The sequence below is a fragment of the Microbacterium salitolerans genome, from assembly GCF_019720895.1.
GTDB lineage: Bacteria > Actinomycetota > Actinomycetes > Actinomycetales > Microbacteriaceae > Microbacterium.
On the sequence record NZ_JAHKSH010000003.1, the window covers coordinates 152037 to 172476 of the forward strand.

The window sequence follows — 20440 nt, forward strand, 5'->3', positions numbered from 1 at the left end:
GATCAGCGCGCTCGGCGCGCGAGCTGCGAGGGCCACCAGATCGCCCGGCCGATGTCCGTGGCGAGCGCGGGCACGAGGAGCGTGCGCACGACGAACGTGTCCAGCAGGACGCCGAACGCGACGATGAACGCGATCTGGACGAGGAACAGGATCGGGATCACCGAGAGCGCGGCGAACGTCGCGGCGAGCACGATCCCCGCCGAGGTGATGACGCCGCCCGTGACGGTGAGGCCGCGCCGGATGCCCTCGTGCGTGCCGTGGACGAGGGTCTCTTCGCGGACGCGCGTCATGAGGAAGATGTTGTAGTCGATCCCGAGCGCCACCAGGAAGACGAAGCCGAAGAGCGGGACGGCCGGGTCGGCGCCCGGGAAGCCCAGCACGTGCGTGAACAGGACGCCGGCGACGCCCATCGCGGTGCCGAACGAGAGCACGGTCGTCGCCATGAGGATGAGCGGTGCGACGACGGCGCGCAGCAGCAGCATGAGGATCACGAGGATCACGACGAGGACGACCGGGATGATCAGATTCCTGTCGTGGATCGACGCGTCGTTCGTGTCGATCGCGGTCGCCGTGACGCCGCCGACGAGCGCGCTGTCGGGCATCTCGTCGCGCAGGCTCCGCACAGTGTCGGCCGCGGCGGACGAGTCGGCGGCGTCCGTCAGCGTCGCCTGCAGCAGTACGCGGCCGTCTACGACGGTGGGCTCGGGCGCGGGGGTGCCGGGTGGGCCCATCGCCTGCACGCCGTCCGCCGTGACCGTCGCGGATCCGCTCGGTGCATCCGCAGCGGAGATCGTGACGCTGTCGACGCCCTCGGAGTCGAGGAGCACGTCGGCGGCGTCCTCCCACGTGTCCTCCTCGGCCAGCACGGTGGCGGGGCTTCCCGAGCCCGCTGGGAAGTGCTCTCCCAGCTCCTCCTGGCCGTCGCGGGCCTCGGAGGCTCCGAGCACGAGGTCGGACTGGGGGACGCCCTCGGCCTGCAGCTGTGTGACGCCGAGGCATCCGATGGCGAGGACGACGGCCGTGCCGATCCACACCCGCCGCGGCCGCGCCTGGACGGCTCGCGCCACGCGCGCCCACCCGCCGGTTCTCTCCTCGTCGCCCGACGCATCCGGGGCGAAGCGCGGCGTGCGCGGCCAGAACGAGACGCGTCCGAAGACGAGGAGCAGGGCGGGCAGGAAGGTGAGGGCAGCCAGCATCGCGAACACGATGCCGATGGATGCGACGGGACCGAGCGTGCTGTTCGACTTCAGATCGCTCAGCAGCAGGCAGAGCAGGCCCGCGATCACCGTGCCGCCCGACGCGATGATCGGCTCGAAGGATCCCTTCACCGCGCGGAATACGGCGGCGCCGCGGTCCTTCTCGACTCGCAGCTCCTCGCGGAACCGGGCGACGAGGAGAAGCGAGTAGTCGGTGGCCGCGCCGATCACCAGGATGAAGAGGATCCCCTGCGTCTGCCCGCTCAGCAGCAGCACCTCGGCCTTGGCGAGCCACCACACCGTCAGCAGCGCCACACACAGCGCGAACAGGCTCGTCGAAAGCACGATGATCGGCAGGAGCGCCGATCGGTAGACCAGAACGAGGATGACGAGCACCGCGCCGAGAGCGACGCCGAGCAGCAGGCCGTCGATCCCGGCGAAACCCGCCGCGAGATCGGCGGTGAACCCGGCCGGTCCGGTCACGAGCACCTCGACCCCGTCCGGTGCGCCGGCCTGCAGCTCGTCTCCGATCTCGGAGACCGCGTCTCCCAGATCGGCGTCGGGATCGAGGGGGACGAAGGCCTGCGCCGCCAGGCCGTCGTCGGAGGCGATTGCCGGCGACACGTCTCCCGCGACGACGGCGAGATCGGCGACGTCCTCGAGACCGGCGCTGATCTCGGAGATGTCGTCGTCCGTCAGCTCGTCTTCGGAGGAGAAGACGACGACGGCCGGGATCGCGTCAGAGGAGGCGAAGTCCGACTGCGCTTCCTGCACGACGGTCGCGTCGGAGGATTCGGGGAGGTACGTGGTCTGGTCGTTCGACGAGACCTCGCTCACCTTCCCGAACAGGGGGCCGCCGAAGGAGGCGCCCACCAGCCACACGAGGATGAGGAGTGCGGGGAGGAGGACGCGCGGCCATCGGGCGCGGCGCTCTCTCTCGCGCGTGCGGGTCGCGGAGGCATCGCCTGTCTTCGTCACAGTGTGAAGACTATGCGCGCGAGAACGCGCGTGCGTAACCGGATGCGACCCGGTCACCCCCGCCTGCAGAATTTCACCCGCGGACCTCGAGACGATCCGCGCGGGGCGCCCGAAAATCGTTGTACGCTGTTTCAAGACGTCCTCTCTCGGTCGTCCGGCCCTCACTGTTCCCCCCCGACGGTGAGGGCTGTTTTCTGCCTCCGGGAGGCTCGCGAGCGGTCCCTCAGGGCCTCGCCGGTTCCTGGCCGCGAGCCGTGGATCCGTCCTGTGCGGCATGTTTCTGCGTCATACCCCTGTTGCGCAGACATGTTCGTGGGTTAGGTTGTGACCGTCGGCGTGAAACTATGCCGACATCCGCCCCGAAAGAATGGCAGTACATGAGCACGCAGGGCACCGTCAAGTGGTTTAACGCGGAGAAGGGCTTCGGCTTCATCTCCCCCGACGAGGGCGGCCAGGACGTCTTCGCGCACTACAGTGCGATCGAGAGCAAGGGCTACCGCTCGCTGGAAGAGAACCAGCGCGTGGAGTTCGAGGTCACGCAGGGCCCCAAGGGTCTCCAGGCCGACAACATCGTTCCGCTGTAAGCAGCGCGAACTCGAAGCCCCGCACCTCCTTCTGGAGCTGCGGGGCTTCATCGTGTGCGGGGGCATCGGGGGCGTGAAGCCCCGTCACTGCTTCGGCAGCGGCTCCGGACGCCCGTCGCGATACCGGATCGTGCTGCGCTTGGCGATCGAGATCACGGGCGAGATGGTGAGGCGCGTCACGCCGGGCACCGCCCCGAGAGCGCGCACGCCGCGATGCAGGTCCGCACGATCGGCATGTGCGAGCTGAGCGACGACCCGCGTTCCATCGTTCATCGCCCAGCGGGTGCTCGGGATCCGCGCCAGCGTGTCGCCGACCGCGTCGAGCTCGACCGGCGTCGCGTCGACCGACACCACGCTCTCCACCGGGAACCCGAGGAGAGCCGGATCCACGACGGCGCGGATGAGCACATGGCTGCTCGTGACGGCCGCCTCGATTCGTCGGCTGACCGTCGATCCCGATACCTCGAGTTCGCGCGCGATGTCGTCGGTGCGCGCACGCCCGTTGCGGCGCAGGCACTCGATCAGGCGGCGCGTGAGGTCGTCCGGACGCGATCGGTCGTCGCGCGCCGCCAGCGCGGCGTCCTCGCTCGGGCCGAGCTGGTCGAGCTGATGCTCCTCGAGGATGCCCGGCGCCCAGCCGGAGACCGTGCGGTGCAGGCGCAGCTCCGGCCGCGCATCGATCTCGAGGCTCCCCGCGAGCGCGAGGCCGTCGACGATTCCGGCGAGCTCTCCGTGACGATGCGCGAACTCGCCCACGACCTCCGTCGGGCCCGCCAGCACGCTGACCCACAGGGTGCGCGGATCGTCGGCCATCGTCTCCGCGATGGCGCGCTGCGACCCCGGCGCGCACCGCACGCGCACGAAGGTCGTCTCGCCGCCCTCGTCGTTGGTCGGGCTCGGCAGGGCGCAGATGCGCACGGCACCCGACGCGAGCAGCCGCGTGCCCTGCCGGGCGATCGTGCGCTCCGGTTCGTCGAGGGCCACCGCGATGCGGCGCCACGAGGCGCGTCCGTCTCGGAGGAGAGCGGCGACGATGCGCCGATCCAGGTCGTCGAGACGCGTCACGATGCTCCCGCGGTGAGGTCGAGGGCGGCGGGTCGCGCGCGCCAGGCCGGGTTTTGCTCTTCGAGGACGGCCGCGACCCGCAGCAGGAAGGCATCGGCGCGCGGGGGCGCCACGAGCTGCAGGCCCACGGGGAGGCCATCCTCGGCGAAGGCGCAGGGCAGGCTCATCGACGCTCCGCCGAGCGGCGTGAAGCGCCACGCCGCGCGCATCCAGTCGAGGTAGTCGGCCTGGCGCTCGCCCGCGACCTCGCGCACCCATCGATCCTCGACGGGGAACGGCGGCACGGTCGCGGCCGGCGCCGCGATGAGGTCGACGTCGTCGAACAGCCGGGTCATGCGCGCGAACGCCTGCCCCCGCAGGGCGTCCGCGCGCGCGAGGTCGGCCGCGGTGAGGTCGAGCCCCCATCGGGTGTTCGCCACGAGCTCGGGCGAGAGTCCGTCCGGATCCGCCTGGACGACATCGCCGAAGGCCGTCGCGTAGCGGTGGGCGCGCAGGACGCGGAAGGCCGCGTCGATGCCGGCGAGCTCCCACTCCAGGTCGCGCTCGACCACCGTGGCGCCGGCGGCCTCGAGCGCCGGAAGGGCGCTGCCCTCGAGCGTGCGGCGGACGCGCGGGTCGATGGGCAGCCCGCCGACGGTGGGACTCCATGCGACGCGCAGCCCGTCGACCGCGCGCGGATCGGGGGCCTCGGCGGCGATCTCCGCGAACTCCGACCCGTCGCCCGCGTGCGAGATCGGGCTGCGCGGGCTGGCCCCCGCCATCACCGACAGGAGGAGCGCGGCGTCCCGGACGGTACGCGCCATCGGGCCCTTGACGGGGAGCGTGTTCCAGAGGTCGTCCCCGGGCGAGTTCGGCACGATGCCCGGCGTCGGACGGAAGCCGACCACGTTGCAGAACGACGCGGGGTTGCGCAGCGACCCGCCGAAGTCGGATCCGTCGGCGACCGCCACCATTCCGGCCGCGAGGGCGGCTGCGGCGCCGCCCGAGGATCCGCCCGCGGAGCGCGACGCGTCGTAGGGATTCGTCGTGATTCCGTAGACGTCGTTGAGCGTGTGGGATCCCGTGCCGAACTCCGGGGTATTGGTCTTTCCGACCGGCACGGCGCCGGCGGCTCGGATCCGGCCGACGACATCTGAGTCCGTCGTCGAGACATGGTCCGCGAAGCGGCGTGCGCCCCACGTCGTGCGGAAGCCGGTGGCCTCCTCGAGATCCTTGAACGCCGTGGGGAGACCGTCGAGGGCGCCCACCGCATCGCCGGAGGCGCGGCGTCGGTCGGAGGCGAGCGCAGCCGCGCGCGCGATGTCCCGGTCCTCCCCGACGATCGCGTTGACCGTCGGATTCGCCGCGTCGATGCGCGCGAGGTGGACATCGAGCAGCTCGGTCGCGCTGAGTTCCCGCGCGTCGAGCATGCGGAGCAGCTCGCGCGCGGGAAGCCGGCAGATGTCGTCAGTCATGCGCCTCGGCGGTGCCGTCGAGCGCCGCCAGGATCGCCGTGAGCGCCGCGGAGACGCCCGTCCGCATCGCGTGCGTCGGGTCGGGCGCGAACTCCGGCGAGTGGTTGCCGGCCGGCATCGCGCCGTCGGCGAAGAGCGCGTCGTCGAACGCCCCGAACCCCCAGAAGACGGTGGGGACGCCGATCGAGTCGCCGAGCCAGCCGGCGTCCTCCGAGCCCATGCCGAGCGGCGCCGACTCGACGCGCTCGGATCCGAACGCGCGGGTGAACGCCGCGCTGATCTGCTCTGTGCGGGCTGTGTCGTTCACGAGGCGGGGGAACGCGTTGATCTCCTCGATCGTCGGCTCCGGGGCCGCCGAGGCGGCGGTCTCCGCCGAGACGATGCGCCGGATCGCGCCGAGCACCTGATCGCGCGTCTCCTCGTCCGGGGTGCGCACGTTCACGCTGATCTCCGCCGAGTCGGGGATGATGTTCTCCTTCAGCCCGGCGTGGAACGTGCCGACCGTGACGACGGCGGGCGTGCGCGGGCCGAGCTCGCGGGACACGATCGTCTGCAGGCGCAGCACGATCGACGCCCCGAGCACGATCGGGTCGATGGAGTTCTCGGGCTGCGACCCGTGCGCCTGACGACCGCGCAGGGTGATCCGCCACGAGTCGGCCAGGGCGGCCATCGGCCCGGGGCGGAGCGAGAGGTGGCCCGCGGGGAGCGGCATGACGTGCTGCGCGAGGACGACGTCGGGGTGCGGCGCACGATCCCACAGCCCGTCCGAGACCATCTCCTTCGCGCCCCAGGCCGTCTCCTCGCCCGGCTGGAAGATCAGGACGACCGTTCCCGACCAGGTGTCGGGGGACGCCGCGAGGATCCGTGCCGTCGTGAGAAGCGCGGCGACGTGCGTGTCGTGCCCGCATCCGTGCATGACGGGAGCCGTGTCGCCGTTCGGAAGGGTGCCGGTGGTCGTGCTCGCATAGGGAAGGCCCGTGTTCTCGGCGATCGGCAGGCCGTCGGTGTCCGCGCGGAACGCGACCGTGGGTCCGCTGCCCGAACGCAGGATGCCGACGACCCCCGTGCCGCCGCAGCGGAAGTGCTCGATGCCGATGGCGTCGAGTTCGCCCTCGATGAAGGCCGCCGTCTCGTGCTCGTGCGACGAGAGCTCCGGGTGGGTGTGCAGGTGCGTGTAGACCTCGACGGCGCGTGCAAGGGCATCGTCGGTGCGGTCCAGGAGATCGTGGCTGGTCATCGGGCGTCGCCTTCCGGTTCGGTGGGTGTGGTCGAGGGGTCGGTGCGCCGGCGGAGGACCCAGGCGAGGATCACCGTCGAGATCACGGCGATCGCGGTCGAGGCGTACCCGAGCGGCGGGATGAGCGGCACCAGCACGAAGTTCATCACGGCGGCGACGGCGAGCGCGATGACGGTGATGCGCGCCGAGCGGGCCGAGACGATGACCTGAAGCAGGACGGCGCCGAGCACGGCGGGCAGGATGTAGGTCTGCGTGACGGCGATCACGCCCGCGGGGAGCTGGGAGACGAGCCAGGTGCCGAGGAGGCCGACGAACAGCACGAGCGAGGTCAGGTGGACGAGCACGGCGCCCACGATCGCCGAACCCGCGACGAGCTCGGCCCGACGCGTGCCCGGCCGGGCATCCAGCCGGGCCTGCGCGATGACGGCCGCCGGCAGCAGCTTGTTGCTGATGTTGCCGATCATGAACGCCTGGTACATCGCGGATCGGCCGAGGGTCGGGAAGTAGGCGATCGGCTCGACGAGCGCGATGATCGCGAACGTTCCGAGCACGGCGCCGGCGGCGATGGCGACGTCGGACACGGTGATGCCGAGTCCCGTGCCGAACAGGAGATAGGCCGCGGCCGCGAGCGAGATGAGCGCCGCGGCACCCATTGTGGCGGGCCCCCAGAAGGCCGTGGTGCGATCGAAGCGGGCGAGCTGTGCGACGTGCGATTCCGTGGTCGTCATGACGAATCCTCCGCGGCGGTGTCAGGCCAGCGCGCCGGTGGCGCGTGCGACGGTGTAGGTGACGGCGAGGGCGACGAGGATGGCGAGGCCGAGGCCCCATTCGCGCAGCCACGGCCTCTTCAGGCGGCGTGCGAGCAGGAGGCACGCGCCCATGACCGCGGTCGAGGTCACGACCGTGAGCAGGTGCAGGGGCGACTTCAGCGGCTCCTGCATCGCGAGCGTGGTGAAGGCACCCAGCAGTGCGGCCGTCGGCACGATCGTCATCAGCGCGGGGTTCACGCGACGCAGGGCCGCGTCTCCGCGGGACATGATCGGCGTGAGGATGAGGGCGCTGAGCATCCAGACCAGCCCGCCGATCGTCATCGCGATCAGGCAGATGGCGAAGATGCGCTGCGTGTACGTGGGCCCGCCGAGCTCGGATCCCTGGCTGCCCGCGGCGAGGCCGGCCGCCGCGACCTCGTACCCGGCCGAGCCGATGAGGCCGATGCGGGTGAGCACGCCCGGCGTCCCGAACAGCGGGATGAGCGAGATGCCGACGAGGACGACGGCGAGTGAGGGCCCCAGCGCGGCGACGGCGCCCGTCTTCATCGACTGGGTGATCTGCGACGACGAGAGCCCGGCGGCCGAGGCCGTGCGACGGATCGCGCGCAGATAGATGACCGATTGGGCGACGATGACGAGGAAGATCGCCGCGGCGCAGGCCCACAGCACGGGGGATTGGGCGATGGCCGCGATATCTGTCGAATCGGGCGAGAAGAGGGGTCGGATCACGGGGGTCTCCAGACGGGTGTGACAACGCTGTCGCGGCCCATCATGGCCGATCAATGCGATTGAGGTCCACTCATCGTCTGTTTTTTTCGCACGCAGGGGGTTTCATGGACATGAAATTCCACGAACGACCGTGTGTCAGCGACGCCGCTTGCGGAATCGCGCGAGCACGGCTGCGTCCTCGGCATCGCGGATCGCGCGTCGCGCGGCGTCGAGCGCCTCGATCGGATCGTGCGACTGGCGCGCGAACGCGAGCTCGCGACGGGCGCTGTCGAGGCGTACGCGTGCGTCGACCTCGGCATCGAGCACGACGGCCTCCGCGCGCGAGAGGGCGCTGCGGGCCGCATTGAGCGACCCGGGGAGGGCGCTGCGGGCACCGCGCAGGCGCTGCTGCTCTGTACGCGCATCGGCGAGCGCAAGGTCGAGGCGATCGCGGAGGCGCGCGATGCGCTCGTTCGCCGTGACGGGCCGGCGGTCCGCGATCTTCTCCGCCGCCTCGAGGGCCGCGTTCGCGACGCGGATCGCCTCCGCGAGGCGCGGTGCGTGCTTCGCATCGAGCGTCGCCTGGGTGCCGATCGCGGCGCGAATGGCCGATGCGGCCGCCTTCCGTTCATCGTCGACCGCGAGGTAGGCGTTCGTGACGAGCCGGTGCGTCTCCTCGAGCATCTGCGACGCCTGCTCGGCCCGCGCGAGCGCCTTCTCGCACGCCTCGAGCGATGCGCGCGCCGACTGCGACGGATCCTGTGCCTGCTCGGCGGCCGCCGCCCAGTGCGTCTCGGCCTCGTCGACCGCGGCACGGGCGTCGGCGTCGGCGTGCGCGGCGTCCTCCCACTCGCTCTCGTCGGCGATCCGCTCGAGCTCGGCGCGCAGCGCGGCGGGGTCGCCCATGCGGGTGACGAGGTCGTCGATGCGCTGGCGCGCGACCTGCACCTGCTCGTCGGCGGACGCATGCTCGGCGATCCACTCGGCGTTGTCGGCGCGGGCGCGCCCGATCACGTCCATGGCCTGGTCGATCGCCGACGTCAGGCGCTTCGCCTCGCGCCGCTGCTCGGCGGGCAGAACGCCGTCGGCCGTCGCGTCGCGGTAGGCGGCGAAGGCGTCGTTGCGCGTGTGCTGCGCCGTGAGGCGGGCGCGACGGAGGGAGGCCGGAGGCCGTCCGTCATAGAGCGCGCTCGACATGCCGATCTCGAGCTCCAGCTCGGCGGCCGCGTCGTCGAGGGCGACCAGCCGGGATCCGAGCTGCTCGAGCGCGTGCACCGCCTTCGCCTGCGCGCGCCTGCCGCGGCGCGCGACGCGCACGACGACGACGATCCCGATGACCACGACGGCGGCGGCGCCGAAGACGATGGCGGCGGGGATCAGCCACGCCAGCAGCAGGTCGACGGGGACGCCGTCGAGGATCTCTTCCAGGTCGAACATGGGGTGGAGCGGGCCGATCAGTCGGCGAGCAGGAGCATGCGCAGCTGCTGGGGGTCGTCGGCGACGGCGACGGCACCGTCCTCCTCATCCGGCTGCCCGAATCCCCAGCGCACGTAGATGACCGGCACGCCGTGCTCGGCGGCGCCGTCGATATCGTGATGGCGATCGCCGATCAGGACCGGATTCGACACGTCGACGCCCGTGGCGCGCAGGTCGTCGAGCGCGCGACCCAGCACGTCCGACTTCGTGTCCAGCACGTCGGCGTCGGGGATCGCCCCATGAATCGACGCGAACAGCGGCGACAGCTCGTAGTGGTCGAGGATCGCGCGCACCTGGTTGCCCGGCTTCGTGCTCGCAGTCGACTGCGGCACGCCGGCATCGTGGAGCTGCGCGATGAGCTCCGGCACGCCCTCATACAGCCGCACGGACGCGGCATAGCCCTCCTGCGCGGCGAGGCCGCGGTAGCGCGCGACGGCGGCCTTCGCCTCCTCGAGGGGCAGCCCCGCGAGCTTCTGAAAGGACTCGAGCATGGGCGGGCCGATCCACAGTTCGACCTGATCTTCGGGCATCGGAGGGCGACCGATGTCGTCGAGCACGCGCGCGATGCGCGGGAGGATCCCGGCTGACGCGTCAGCGATCGTTCCGTCGACATCCCAGAGCACGCACGTCCACGGAGAGTTCACCATGGGCTCCACCATATTCGGGCGCCGCGCGCACGGCGAAGCCACGCGGGGCGGGGCGCAACACGGCGCCGCACGTGCGACGCCGTACGTCAGAAGAGCGTCGGAACGCCCGAGTCGATGCCCTTCATCGCCTCGTAGTCGAGGGTGACGCAGCGGATCCCGCGATCTGCGGCGAGGGTGCGCGCCTGCGGCTTGATCTCCTGCGCGGCGAACACGCCCTGGATCCCCGTGAGCAGCGGATCCCTGCCCAGCAGATCGAGGTAGCGCGTGAGCTGCTCGACGCCGTCGATGTCGCCGCGGCGCTTCACCTCGACGGCGATCGCGATGCCCTCGGCATCGCGCACGAGCAGGTCGACCGGGCCGATCGCGGTCGGATATTCGCGGCGCACGAGGGTCGCACCGTCCGCGATGAGGTCGACCTGCTCGGCCAGCAGTCGCTGGAGGTCCGATTCGACGCCGTCCTTGATGAGACCGGGATCCACGCCGAGATCGTGCGTCGTGTCGGCGACGACCTCGTGGATCCGCACCGTGAGCGCGTCGCCCGACTTCTGGTGCGTGACCTTCCACATCTCGACGACGCCGGCCTCCGCGAGCTCTTCATCGATCTCGAGCTGGTCGAGTCGGCACGGAGGGCTCATCCAGTTGAGCGGCTTGTACGACCCGCCGTCGGAGTGGATGAGCAGGCTGCCGTCGCCCTTGTGCATGAGCACGCGGGTGGCGAGCGGCAGATGGGCGTTGAGGCGGCCCGTGTAATCCACGGAGCAGCGGGCGATGACGAGACGCACCGTGCGAGCCTAACCGGTCCCGATCCGCGGCGCCGGGGTGCGATCGTCTCCTGTCGTTCACCTTCGCGGGGGATCCTCTGCGGGTGATCGAGGTCCTGCTGGGCGACGTCGCGGAGAATCCGTGGGCGCTCGCCGTGCTCGCGGGGCTCGTGTTCGTCGACGGCCTCGTCGTGATCGTCCCCGGAGAGATCGCCGTGACGGTGCTCGGATCCCTCGCCGTCTCGCACGGGGTTCCGCCCCTGTGGGGCGTCGTGCTCGTGGCCGGAGCGGCCGCGTTCGCCGCCGACGTCGCCGGCTATGCCATCGGGCGGCTTCTGCATCCGCAACGGTGGCGGATCGCGAAGCGGCCGAGATTCCAGCGGGCGTACGGGTGGGCGAGGCGGCGCCTGCGCACGCACCTCGCGATCACGCTCTTCACGGCGCGCTTCATCCCCTTCGCGCGGGTGGTCGTGAATCTGACAGCGGGAGCGACGCGGATCCGCCCCTCGCGCTACCTGCCCCTCGCGGGTGGCTCGGCGCTGCTGTGGGCCGGCTATCAGGCGTTCATCGGGGCGGCCGTCGCGACGATCGTGCCGGGTGGGCCGCTGGTCGGCGTGCTCGTGGCGATCGCCGGCGCCCTCGCCATCGGCTGGATCCTCGACCGGATCCTCGCCCGCTTCGGGCCGCGGTAGGGGCTTCCCCGCGGAGCCGGGGTCGGGTAAGCCGGGGCGTATGGATGAGAACCTGCCCCTGCCGCGCATCGTCGACCGCACGGAATGGAGCGATCACCGCGCCGTGCTCCTGCAGCAGGAGAAGGCGCTGACCCGCATGAAGGACGCCGTCTCCGCGCTGCGCCGGCGCATGCCGGTCGTCGAGATCGCGCCTGACTACCGATTCACGGGGCCCGACGGATCCGTGTCGCTGCTCGACCTCTTCGAGGGCCGCCCGCAGCTCATCGTGCAGCACTTCATGTTCCACCCGAGCTGGGATGCGGGATGCGACGGATGCTCGATGATGGCCGAGCACGTCGGACCGCTGTCGCACCTGCATGCGCGGAACACGTCGTTCGCGCTCGTCTCGCGGGCGCCGCTCGACAAGCTGCTCGCCTACCGCGACCGGATGGCGTGGCGGCTGCCGTGGGTATCGTCGGCCGGGTCGACCTTCAACGAGGACTTCGGCGCGACCGTCGACGACGAGGAGCGCCACGCCGTGAGCGTGTTCGTGCGCCGGGGTGACAGGATCTTCCACTCGTGGAGCACGTTCGCCCGCGGGGAAGAGCCGTTCATGCAGGTGTTCGACCTGCTCGACCTCACGCCGTACGGGCGACAGGAGGCGTGGGAGAACTCCCCGGAGGGATGGCCGCAGACGCCGCCGTACGAGTGGATGCGGAGGGCCGACGAGTACGGGGATGGGCCGGTGCACGCCTGCCACTGAGGCGGGTGACGTCCGGCTCATACGGTTCACGCGACGGATCGCGGGAGCATCGATCGCATCAGGGCGGCGAGCTGGGTCGGATCCATGCTCGTCATCGCCGGGACGCGCAGGACGTACCGGGTGAAGACGACCCCGACGACTACGACCGCCGTGCGCCGCGCCCCCTCGAGGCCGAGCGCCGCCGAGAGCTGGTCGAAGACCGAGCTCTGCAGGTAGGCGACGATCGCCTCGGCGCGCGGTGTTCCCGCCGTCGCCGCGCGGGCCAGCGTCTCGAGCGAGGGGCGGCGGGCCGGATCCTCCCAGAGACGCACGAACAGGGTCGCCAGCATGTCGAGGTCGAGGCGCCCGCCCGACGACGCGGCCGCGATGACGTGGTGCGGCGCGATCCGCACGGCGATCGCTGCCGCGATCAGGCCGTCGCGCCCGTCGAAGTGGTAATTGACCAGCGTGTGGCTGACGCCCGACTCGGCAGCGATCGCACGGGAGCTCGTCGTGGTGAGATCCCCCTCGTCGAGATGTCTCTGCGTCGCCACGATCAATCTCAGGCGCGCGTCGGATCCGCCCGCCGGGCGTCCGCGCTTATTGACCATGCTCGCATCCTGTCACCCGCGCGACGAGAGTAGGCGCATGGACGAGAACCGCATCGAGACCGCTGACTGCGTCGTGATCGGAGGAGGACCCGCCGGCCTCATGCTCGGGCTGCTGCTGGCGCGAGCCGGCGTCGACACGATCGTGCTCGAGAAGCACGCCGACTTCCTGCGCGACTTCCGCGGGGACACGATCCATCCGTCGACGCAGGAGGCGCTCGCGGACATCGGACTCCTCGACGAGTTCCTCGCCCTGCCGCACACCGACATGCCGCGCGTGAGCCTCCGGTACGGCGACCGGGACATGGTGCTCGCCGACTTCACGAAGCTGCCGACGACCCGCAAGGCGATCACCTTCATGCCCCAGTGGGACTTCCTCGACCTGCTCGCGGGCGCCGGATCCCGAGAGCCGACGTTCCGGCTCCTCCGCCGCACGCGCGGAAAGGAACCGATCGTGGAGGACGGCCGCGTCGTCGGCGTCCGCGCCGACGGACCCGACGGGCCGCTCGACGTGCGCGCCCGCCTGGTGGTCGCCGCAGACGGACGCGACTCCGCGATCCGCGCCGCCGCCGACATGGTGCCGCGCCGGCTCGCGAGCGCGATGGACGTCCTCTGGTTCCGCGTGCCGAAGGAGAGGAGCGACACCCACCCCTTCGTGCTGGCCGGAGACGGCACCATCATCACGATCGACCGCGGCGACTTCTTCCAGGTCGCCCACGTCATCCCGGCGGGATCCTGGTCGGCTGACGCCGACGGCGTCGCCGCCATGCGCGCCCGGATCTCGCGCCTCTCCCTGTCCCTGGGAGAGCGGATCGGCGCGCTCGCCGCAGACGACGTCAAGCTGCTCACGGTGCGGCTCGAGCGCCTGCGCCGCTGGCACACCGACGGGCTGCTCGTGATCGGCGACGCCGCCCACGCCATGTCGCCTGCGGGCGGCGTGGGCGTCAACCTCGCGATCCAGGACGCGATCGCGGCGGCGAACATGCTCGCGCCGATCCTCCGGGAGCGTCGACCGACGGAACGCGACCTGGCGCGCGTCCAGCGGCGCCGCGCCCTGCCCGCCGCCTTCATCCAGCGCGTGCAGCGTGTTCTGCAGGAACCGCTGCTCGCCCCCGCGCGATCGTCGCGGATCCCGCTTCCGCTGCGCGCGCTCCAGCGCGTGCCCTTCCTGCGGCACGTCACGGGAAGGATCATCGGGGTGGGGATCCGCCCGGAGCGTGTGCGATTCCGCGTGAGTCAGGAGTGAGCGACCGCTCCCCGTCGGGGTGAACGTCGCCGGAAGCGGGCCCCGCATGCCCCTTTCGTAATAGACTGGGACCCCGAGGAACACCCGCCGCCTGTGCGCCCGCTGCCCGGCCCGACGACGAGGAGACGCCATGCTCGCGATCCTCGCCGCCTTCGTCGCCCTGGCGATCGCCCTCGTCCCGCTCGCGAAGCCGCTCGGTCCTCGTGTCTTCTACGTCGGCGCCCTCGTGCCGCTCGCCGGATTCGTCCACGCCGCGGCGATGTCGGGAGACGTCCTCGCCGGCGACATTCCGTTCGAAGAATACGAGTGGATCCGCCCCCTCGGCATCGACATCTCGATGCGGATGGACACGCTCAGCTGGCTGATGACGCTCATCGTCACGGGCGTCGGTGCGCTCGTGATGATCTACTGCCGCAACTACTTCCGCGACAAACACGACGGAATCGGCCGGTTCGCCGGCGTGCTCGCAGCCTTCGCGGGGGCCATGTACGGGCTCGTGCTGACCGACGACCTCATCATGCTCGTGATGTTCTGGGAGATGACGAGCGTGCTCTCGTACCTCCTCATCGGGCACTCGTTCACGCGCGCCGCGTCGCGTCGCGCCGCCCTGCAGGCGCTGCTCACGACGACGCTCGGCGGGCTTGTCATGTTCGTCGGCGCGGTGATCCTCACGACTTCCAGCGGCACGACCAGCATCGCCGAGATCCTCGCGTCGCCGCCCTCGGGCGCGCTCATCGACGCTGCGCTCGTGATGCTGCTCGTCGGCGCCCTCAGCAAGTCGGCGATCTTCCCGTTCCACTTCTGGCTGCCGGGTGCGATGGCCGCGCCGACGCCCGTCAGCGCCTACCTGCACGCGGCCGCGATGGTGAAGGCGGGCATCTATCTGCTCGCGCGCTTCGCGCCGACGTTCGCCGACGAGACGCCGTGGCGGCCGATCCTCGTCACGCTCGGCATCTTCACGATGCTGCTCGGGGGATTCCAGGCGCTGCGCGAGAGCGACCTCAAGCGGATCCTCGCGTACGGCACCGTCAGCCAGCTCGGCTTCATCGCGGTCGTCGTGGGGTTCGGCACCCGCGACACGGCGCTCGCGGGCGTCGCGCTGATCCTCGCCCATGCGCTGTTCAAGGCCGCGCTGTTCCTCGTCGTCGGCGTCATCGACCGCCAGCTCTCGACGCGCGACATCGATCAGCTCAGCGGGCTCGGTCGGCAGGCCCCGACGATGGCGATCATCGCGACCGTCGCGGCCGCGTCGATGGCGGGCGTCCCACCGCTCCTGGGCTTCGTCGCCAAGGAGGCCGCGCTCACGTCGCTCCTCGACGCCGCGCTCGCCGGCAGCGTGTGGGGCTGGATCGCGATCGTGGGCGTGGTCGTCGGATCCATGCTGACAACCGCATATGCGATCCGCTTCGTGTGGGGTGCGTTCGCCCGCAAGCGCGACGCCCGCGGCCAGCGGCGGCCGGAGACCGTCTGGCCCGACCCTCCGATCGGCTTCCTCTCGACGCCCCTCGTGCTCGCCGCGCTCACGCTCGCGGGCGGCCTCGTGTCGCCGATGCTCGATCGCGTGCTCGCCCCGTACGCCGACACGGCGGGCGAGGGGCACGTGCACCTGAAGCTCTGGCACGGGCTCGAGCCGGCGCTCGGACTGTCCGCTCTGGCGCTCGGCGTCGGCGCACTGATCTTCTGGGCGTCGATCTCGACCGGCTGGGACCGCACAGGCCGCATCCTCCGGTTCCAGGCCGCCGACGTCTACTACCTCATCACCCGGGGCGTCGACCGCCTCTCGGTCGCCGTCACGCGCACGACGCAGCGCGGCTCCCTCCCCGTCTACGTCGGCACCGTGTTCGTCGTGCTCGTCGCAGCGGAGTCCGTCGTGCTGCTCACGGGAGACGGCTTCGAGGCGCACGTCGATGCCTGGCAGCACCCGGTCCAGCCCATCGCGGCGCTGCTCATGATCGTCGCTGGCATCATCGCGGTGCGCGCCCGCAAGCGCTTCACGGGCGTCGCCCTCGTGTCGGCGACCGGGTTCGGCATGATCGTCCTGTTCGCGATCTCCGGCGCTCCGGATCTCGCGGGCACGCAGGTTCTCATCGAGACGGTCACGCTCATCGCGTTCTCGCTCGTGCTGCGGCGGATCCCCTCGCGCCTCGGCAGCCACAACGGATCCGCTGGCACCGTCGTCCGCGCCATCATCGGCATCGCGGTGGGCGCGACGATGGCCGTCGTCGCGATCGTCGCCTCGAGCGCGCGGATCGCCGAGCCGGTCTCGACCGCGTGGCCCGAGCTCGCCTACGAGATCGGGCACGGCAAGAACGTCGTCAACGTCGCCCTCGTCGATCTCCGAGGCTGGGACACCATGGGCGAGCTCAGCGTCCTCGTCCTCGCCGCAACCGGCGTCGCCTCGCTGGTGTTCGTCACGGCGCGCGGCGACCGAATCGCGGCGGTGCGCGACAAGGCCCGGGAGAGCGTGCCGGCGAGCGCCCGCCGCGCCGCCCGCCGCACCCCGCTCGTCGAGACGACGGAGGGCGTGCGCGTGCAGACGGCGGAGAACCGCGACCACCCGCGCGCCTGGCTGGTCGGCGGCCAGCGCATGAGCGCCGAGTCGCGCTCCCTCATCCTCGAGGTCGTCGTGCGGATCCTCTTCCACACGATCATCGTCATCTCGCTCTACCTGCTGTTCGCGGGCCACAATCTCCCCGGCGGCGGCTTCGTCGGCGGGCTCGTCGCCGGCCTCGCGCTCGTCATGCGGTACGTCGCGGGCGGTCGGTACGAACTCGGCCTCGCGGCCCCGACCGACGCGGGCTACATGCTCGGCTCCGGTCTGCTCATCGCGGTCGCCACCGCTGTCACGCCGATGTTCTTCGGCGAGGACCCGCTGACGCGCGCGATATGGGAGGCCGACCTGCCGATCGTCGGTCATATCGAGTTCGTCTCGTCGACGTTCTTCGACATCGGCGTATACCTCGTCGTCGTGGGCCTCGTCCTCGACGTGCTGCGCTCGCTCGGTGCGGAGGTCGACCGCCAGATCCACGAGACCCCTCCCCGAGAGGTGGTGCGCACATGAGCGTCTCACTGTCTCTCGTCATCGTCATGGCCGTGCTGTACGCCCTCGGCGTCTACGCGATGCTCGAGCGCAGCCTCACGCGGGTGCTCATCGGGTTCCTCCTGCTCGGCAACGCGACGAATCTCCTGCTCCTCATCGCGATGGGCTTCCCCGGCGTCTCGCCGTTCTACGGCGCCGAGGGAGTGAGCGATCCGCTGCCGCAGGCGCTCATGCTGACGGCGATCGTGATCACCTTCGCGGTCAGCGCCTTCCTCCTCGCCCTCATCTATCGCTCCTGGCAGCTGGGCGAGGCCGACACCGTGATCGACGATGTCGAGGACCTCGCGCTGCGGGAGCGCGCGGAGGAGACGGAGGACGTGCTCGAGGACGAGGAGGAGGACGCGGAAGAAGAGGACGAGGCGACCACCGAGTTCATCGATGGCGAGCCTGCCCCGATCACGTCCATGACCGACGAGGTCAAGAAGGAGACGGGGGGCGAATCGTGAGTCTGCTCGTGCCGCTCTTCGTCGTGCTGCCTCTCCTGGGCGCCGCGCTCACGCTCCTGCTGGGCCGTCGCAGCCGCATGCAGGTCGCCGTCTCGGTCCTCACCCTCACGGCTACGTTCGTCCTCGCGGTCGTCATGCTCATCGCGGTCGACCTGGGCACGCCCCTCGCCGTGTCGGTCGGCGGCTGGCCTCTTCCCTTCGGCATCGTGCTCTACGTCGATCGCCTCGCCGCCCTGCTCGTGGCGGTCTCGAGCATCGTGCTGCTCGCCGTCCTCCTCTTCTCCGTCGCCCAGGGCGCGGCCGACGGCGACTCCGAGACGCCGATCTCGATCTTCCACCCGTCGTATCTGATCCTCGCGGCGGGCATCTTCAACGCGTTCATCGCGGGCGACCTGTTCAACCTCTACGTCGGCTTCGAGATCCTGCTCGTCGCCTCATACGTGCTGATCACGCTCGGATCCACGGAGTCGCGCATCCGCACCGGCACGGTGTACGTCGTCGTCTCGCTCGTGTCGAGCATCATCTTCCTGTCGGCGATCGCCGTCATCTACGGCGCGCTCGGCACCGTGAACATGGCGCAGATCGCCGAGCGCATGACCGAGATCCCGCCCGATGTGCAGATGGTGCTGCACATCCTGCTGCTGCTCGGATTCGCGATCAAGGCGGCGATCTTCCCGCTGTCGTTCTGGCTGCCCGACTCGTATCCGACGGCGCCCGCACCCGTCACCGCTGTGTTCGCGGGACTCCTGACGAAGGTTGGCGTCTACGCGATCATCCGCACCGAGACGCAGCTCTTCCATGACAGCGACCTCAACCTCGTCCTCGCGATCCTCGCGATCGCGACGATGATCGTGGGGATCCTCGGCGCCGTCGCGCAGGCCGAGCTGAAGCGGATCCTCTCGTTCACGCTCGTGAGCCACGTCGGCTACATGGTGTTCGGCATCTCGATCGCGACCGAGGCCGCGGTGGGCGCGACGGTCTACTACATGGTCCACCACATCGTGGTGCAGACGACGCTGTTCCTCGCGGTCGGGCTCATCGAGCGGTTCGCGGGGTCCACCTCGATCCTGCGAGTCAAGGGCCTCGTCGTGGCGGCGCCGTTCATCTCCGCGCTCTATCTGGTTCCCGCGCTGAACCTGGGCGGCATCCCGCCGTTCTCGGGCTTCATCGGAAAGTTCGCGCTGTTCGACGCCGCCGCGCAGGTGGGAACGCCCATCATGTGGGTCGCGATCGGCGCCGGGGTCCTGACGTCGCTGCTCACGCTCTATGCGCTCATGCGCGCGTGGAATCTCGCGTTCTGGCGCGAGAAGGACGACTCGACGGAGACCGAGGCGCGGATCGACTATCTGTCGCGGGCACCCGCCGCCGACGAGCAGAACACGAAGCGCGAGATCCCCCGCATCATGTCGGGTGCCGCCGTCGGCATGGTCGCGATCACGCTGGGGCTCACGGTCTTCGCGGGTCCGATCTACGACATCTGCGAGCGCGTCGGCGAGTCCCTGCTGCAGCCCATCTCCCTCGTCGAGCTCGAGGGGGTGGAGCAGGACTCATGAGCCTTCGGTCGTGGATCCGTCACGCGTGGACGCAGCTGCCGTTCTTCGGGTGGCTCGTGCTGCTCTGGATGATGCTCTGGGGCCAATTCACCTGGCTCGCGCTGATCACGGGCATTGCGGTCGCGATCGTCGTGACGACCGTGTTCCGCCTGCCGGCCGCCGAGCTGACGGGCCGCATCAACCCGTGGTGGATGATCGTGGATCTCGGCTGGTTCGTCATCGAGCTCGTCTCCGGCGCGCTGCAGGTGGCGTGGCAGACCGTCCAGCCCCACCCGCCCTCGGCCGCGATCGTGCGTGCGCCGCTCCGCGTCGATGACGACCTCATCATGACGCACGTCTCCGTCGCCCTGTCGCTCGTGCCCGGCACGACGGTGCTCGAGGCCGATCGCACGAATCGCGTGCTCTACCTGCACGCGATCGGTCCGACGACACCTGATCAGATCGAGGATGTGCGACGCAGCGCCCTTGAGTGGGAGGCGCGGATCGTCCGTGCCGTCGGATCCCGGGCCGAGCTCGCGCTCGTGCGCGAGAAGGTGCGTCCGTTCGTCGAGAGGAGCGCATCATGACCATCCAGGGCGTGCTCGTCGCGGCGATCGTCGTCGTGTTCGCGGTGGCGGCGATCCTCGCGATCATCCGCATGACGATCGGCCCATCGATCCTCGACCGCGCGGTCGCGAGCGATGTGCTGCTCACCGAGGTGCTGTGCGTCATGGGCGCAGAGGCGGTCATCCATCAGCGCACCGACACGCTGCCGGTGATGCTCATGATCGCCGCGACGGGGATCCTCGGCACCATCGCCGTCGCCCGCTTCGTCGCGCGTCGCGACCGCGGGGCAGGGGGTGAGGGCTGATGCTCCTCGAGATCGCCTCGCTCGTCCTCGTGCTGTGCGGGGCGCTGCTGTGCCTGACGGCTGCGATCGGCCTGCTGCGATTCCGGGACGTGCCCTCGCGCCTGCACGCCGCGACGAAGCCGCAGGTGCTCGGACTCCTGCTCATCGCGATCGGCATCGCCCTGTCGCTGCAGTCGTGGGCGGTCGTCGCCTTCGTGGTGCCGGTGGTCCTCATCCAGATGGCGACCGCGCCCCTCGCCGCCCACATGGTCGGGCGGCAGGCGTATCGCAACGGCTCGATCGACCGTACGAACCTGGTGATCGACGAGCTGGCGGACGACGCCGACGCGCAGGACGAGCGCGGATAGC

At 70.7% G+C, this 20440-nt stretch carries 20 protein-coding genes; 10 read left to right on the forward strand and 10 right to left on the reverse strand.

The window, feature by feature from the left end:
- Positions 1–2: 2 nt before the first annotated feature.
- Positions 3–2174 (reverse strand): MMPL family transporter, encoded by a 2172-nt coding sequence (locus KOL93_RS07275; RefSeq protein ID WP_308291575.1) that lies wholly within the window; start codon positions 2172–2174, stop codon positions 3–5.
- Positions 2175–2551: 377 nt separating this feature from the next.
- Between KOL93_RS07275 and KOL93_RS07280 the strand changes: the two genes are divergently transcribed.
- On the forward strand, positions 2552–2758 hold the full coding sequence (locus KOL93_RS07280; RefSeq protein WP_221584679.1) for a cold-shock protein: 207 nt from the start codon (positions 2552–2554) through the stop codon (positions 2756–2758).
- Between the two features lie 84 nt (positions 2759–2842).
- On the opposite strand, the gene KOL93_RS07285 is transcribed toward KOL93_RS07280, so the two are convergent.
- The 8 genes from KOL93_RS07285 to nucS all read right to left on the reverse strand — a co-directional run bounded on the left by KOL93_RS07285 (position 2843) and on the right by nucS (position 10897).
- Positions 2843–3823: an Lrp/AsnC family transcriptional regulator gene (locus KOL93_RS07285; protein ID WP_221584680.1), complete on the reverse strand. Its 981-nt coding sequence runs from the start codon at positions 3821–3823 to the stop codon at positions 2843–2845.
- Positions 3820–5277 (reverse strand): amidase, encoded by a 1458-nt coding sequence (locus KOL93_RS07290; RefSeq protein WP_221584681.1) that lies wholly within the window; start codon positions 5275–5277, stop codon positions 3820–3822. Before KOL93_RS07290 ends, KOL93_RS07285 begins: the two co-directional genes overlap by 4 nt.
- The gene (locus KOL93_RS07295; protein WP_221584682.1) at positions 5270–6514 is read right to left on the reverse strand and encodes an amidohydrolase; all 1245 of its coding nucleotides are present in this window, start codon (positions 6512–6514) and stop codon (positions 5270–5272) included. Before KOL93_RS07295 ends, KOL93_RS07290 begins: the two co-directional genes overlap by 8 nt.
- Positions 6511–7242 (reverse strand): hypothetical protein, encoded by a 732-nt coding sequence (locus tag KOL93_RS07300; RefSeq protein WP_221584683.1) that lies wholly within the window; start codon positions 7240–7242, stop codon positions 6511–6513. The genes KOL93_RS07295 and KOL93_RS07300 overlap by 4 nt, the downstream gene beginning before the upstream one ends.
- A 21-nt stretch (positions 7243–7263) precedes the next feature.
- Positions 7264–8013: a DUF5058 family protein gene (locus tag KOL93_RS07305; protein WP_308291576.1), complete on the reverse strand. Its 750-nt coding sequence runs from the start codon at positions 8011–8013 to the stop codon at positions 7264–7266.
- 135 nt (positions 8014–8148) lie between these two features.
- Positions 8149–9429 carry a coiled-coil domain-containing protein gene (locus KOL93_RS07310; RefSeq protein ID WP_221584684.1) on the reverse strand — a complete coding sequence of 427 codons (1281 nt, stop codon included), beginning with the start codon at positions 9427–9429 and terminating at the stop codon, positions 8149–8151.
- Positions 9430–9446: 17 nt separating this feature from the next.
- Positions 9447–10115: an HAD hydrolase-like protein gene (locus tag KOL93_RS07315; RefSeq protein ID WP_221584685.1), complete on the reverse strand. Its 669-nt coding sequence runs from the start codon at positions 10113–10115 to the stop codon at positions 9447–9449.
- Positions 10116–10201: 86 nt separating this feature from the next.
- Complete coding sequence (gene nucS, locus KOL93_RS07320; RefSeq protein WP_221584686.1) at positions 10202–10897, reverse strand: endonuclease NucS; 696 nt, start codon at positions 10895–10897, stop codon at positions 10202–10204.
- A gap of 83 nt (positions 10898–10980) precedes the next feature.
- Between nucS and KOL93_RS07325 the strand changes: the two genes are divergently transcribed.
- Positions 10981–11568, forward strand: coding sequence for a DedA family protein (locus tag KOL93_RS07325; protein WP_221584687.1), 588 nt, complete (start codon positions 10981–10983; stop codon positions 11566–11568).
- Positions 11569–11608: 40 nt separating this feature from the next.
- Entirely contained in the window at positions 11609–12310 is a 702-nt protein-coding gene (locus KOL93_RS07330; RefSeq protein ID WP_221584688.1) for a DUF899 domain-containing protein, read from the forward strand.
- A 26-nt stretch (positions 12311–12336) separates the two neighbouring features.
- Here the strand turns inward: KOL93_RS07330 and KOL93_RS07335 are convergent, their stop codons facing one another.
- The gene (locus KOL93_RS07335; RefSeq protein WP_221584689.1) at positions 12337–12900 is read right to left on the reverse strand and encodes a TetR/AcrR family transcriptional regulator; all 564 of its coding nucleotides are present in this window, start codon (positions 12898–12900) and stop codon (positions 12337–12339) included.
- Between the two features lie 37 nt (positions 12901–12937).
- Between KOL93_RS07335 and KOL93_RS07340 the strand changes: the two genes are divergently transcribed.
- From KOL93_RS07340 to mnhG, 7 genes are all read left to right on the forward strand, one after another.
- Positions 12938–14143 (forward strand): FAD-dependent oxidoreductase, encoded by a 1206-nt coding sequence (locus KOL93_RS07340; protein ID WP_260406055.1) that lies wholly within the window; start codon positions 12938–12940, stop codon positions 14141–14143.
- A 130-nt stretch (positions 14144–14273) separates the two neighbouring features.
- A complete protein-coding gene (locus KOL93_RS07345; protein WP_221584691.1) occupies positions 14274–17204 on the forward strand; it encodes a Na+/H+ antiporter subunit A in 2931 nt (976 codons plus the stop codon).
- Positions 17201–17689 (forward strand): Na(+)/H(+) antiporter subunit C, encoded by a 489-nt coding sequence (locus tag KOL93_RS07350; protein WP_221584692.1) that lies wholly within the window; start codon positions 17201–17203, stop codon positions 17687–17689. The genes KOL93_RS07345 and KOL93_RS07350 overlap by 4 nt, the downstream gene beginning before the upstream one ends.
- Positions 17686–19242, forward strand: coding sequence for a Na+/H+ antiporter subunit D (locus tag KOL93_RS07355; RefSeq protein WP_221584693.1), 1557 nt, complete (start codon positions 17686–17688; stop codon positions 19240–19242). The genes KOL93_RS07350 and KOL93_RS07355 overlap by 4 nt, the downstream gene beginning before the upstream one ends.
- Positions 19239–19808 carry a Na+/H+ antiporter subunit E gene (locus tag KOL93_RS07360; protein ID WP_221584694.1) on the forward strand — a complete coding sequence of 190 codons (570 nt, stop codon included), beginning with the start codon at positions 19239–19241 and terminating at the stop codon, positions 19806–19808. The genes KOL93_RS07355 and KOL93_RS07360 overlap by 4 nt, the downstream gene beginning before the upstream one ends.
- Positions 19805–20092, forward strand: coding sequence for a monovalent cation/H+ antiporter complex subunit F (locus KOL93_RS07365; protein ID WP_221584695.1), 288 nt, complete (start codon positions 19805–19807; stop codon positions 20090–20092). The genes KOL93_RS07360 and KOL93_RS07365 overlap by 4 nt, the downstream gene beginning before the upstream one ends.
- Positions 20092–20439 carry a monovalent cation/H(+) antiporter subunit G gene (gene mnhG, locus KOL93_RS07370; protein ID WP_221584696.1) on the forward strand — a complete coding sequence of 116 codons (348 nt, stop codon included), beginning with the start codon at positions 20092–20094 and terminating at the stop codon, positions 20437–20439. Before KOL93_RS07365 ends, mnhG begins: the two co-directional genes overlap by 1 nt.
- The last annotated feature ends 1 nt before the right edge of the window (position 20440 follow it).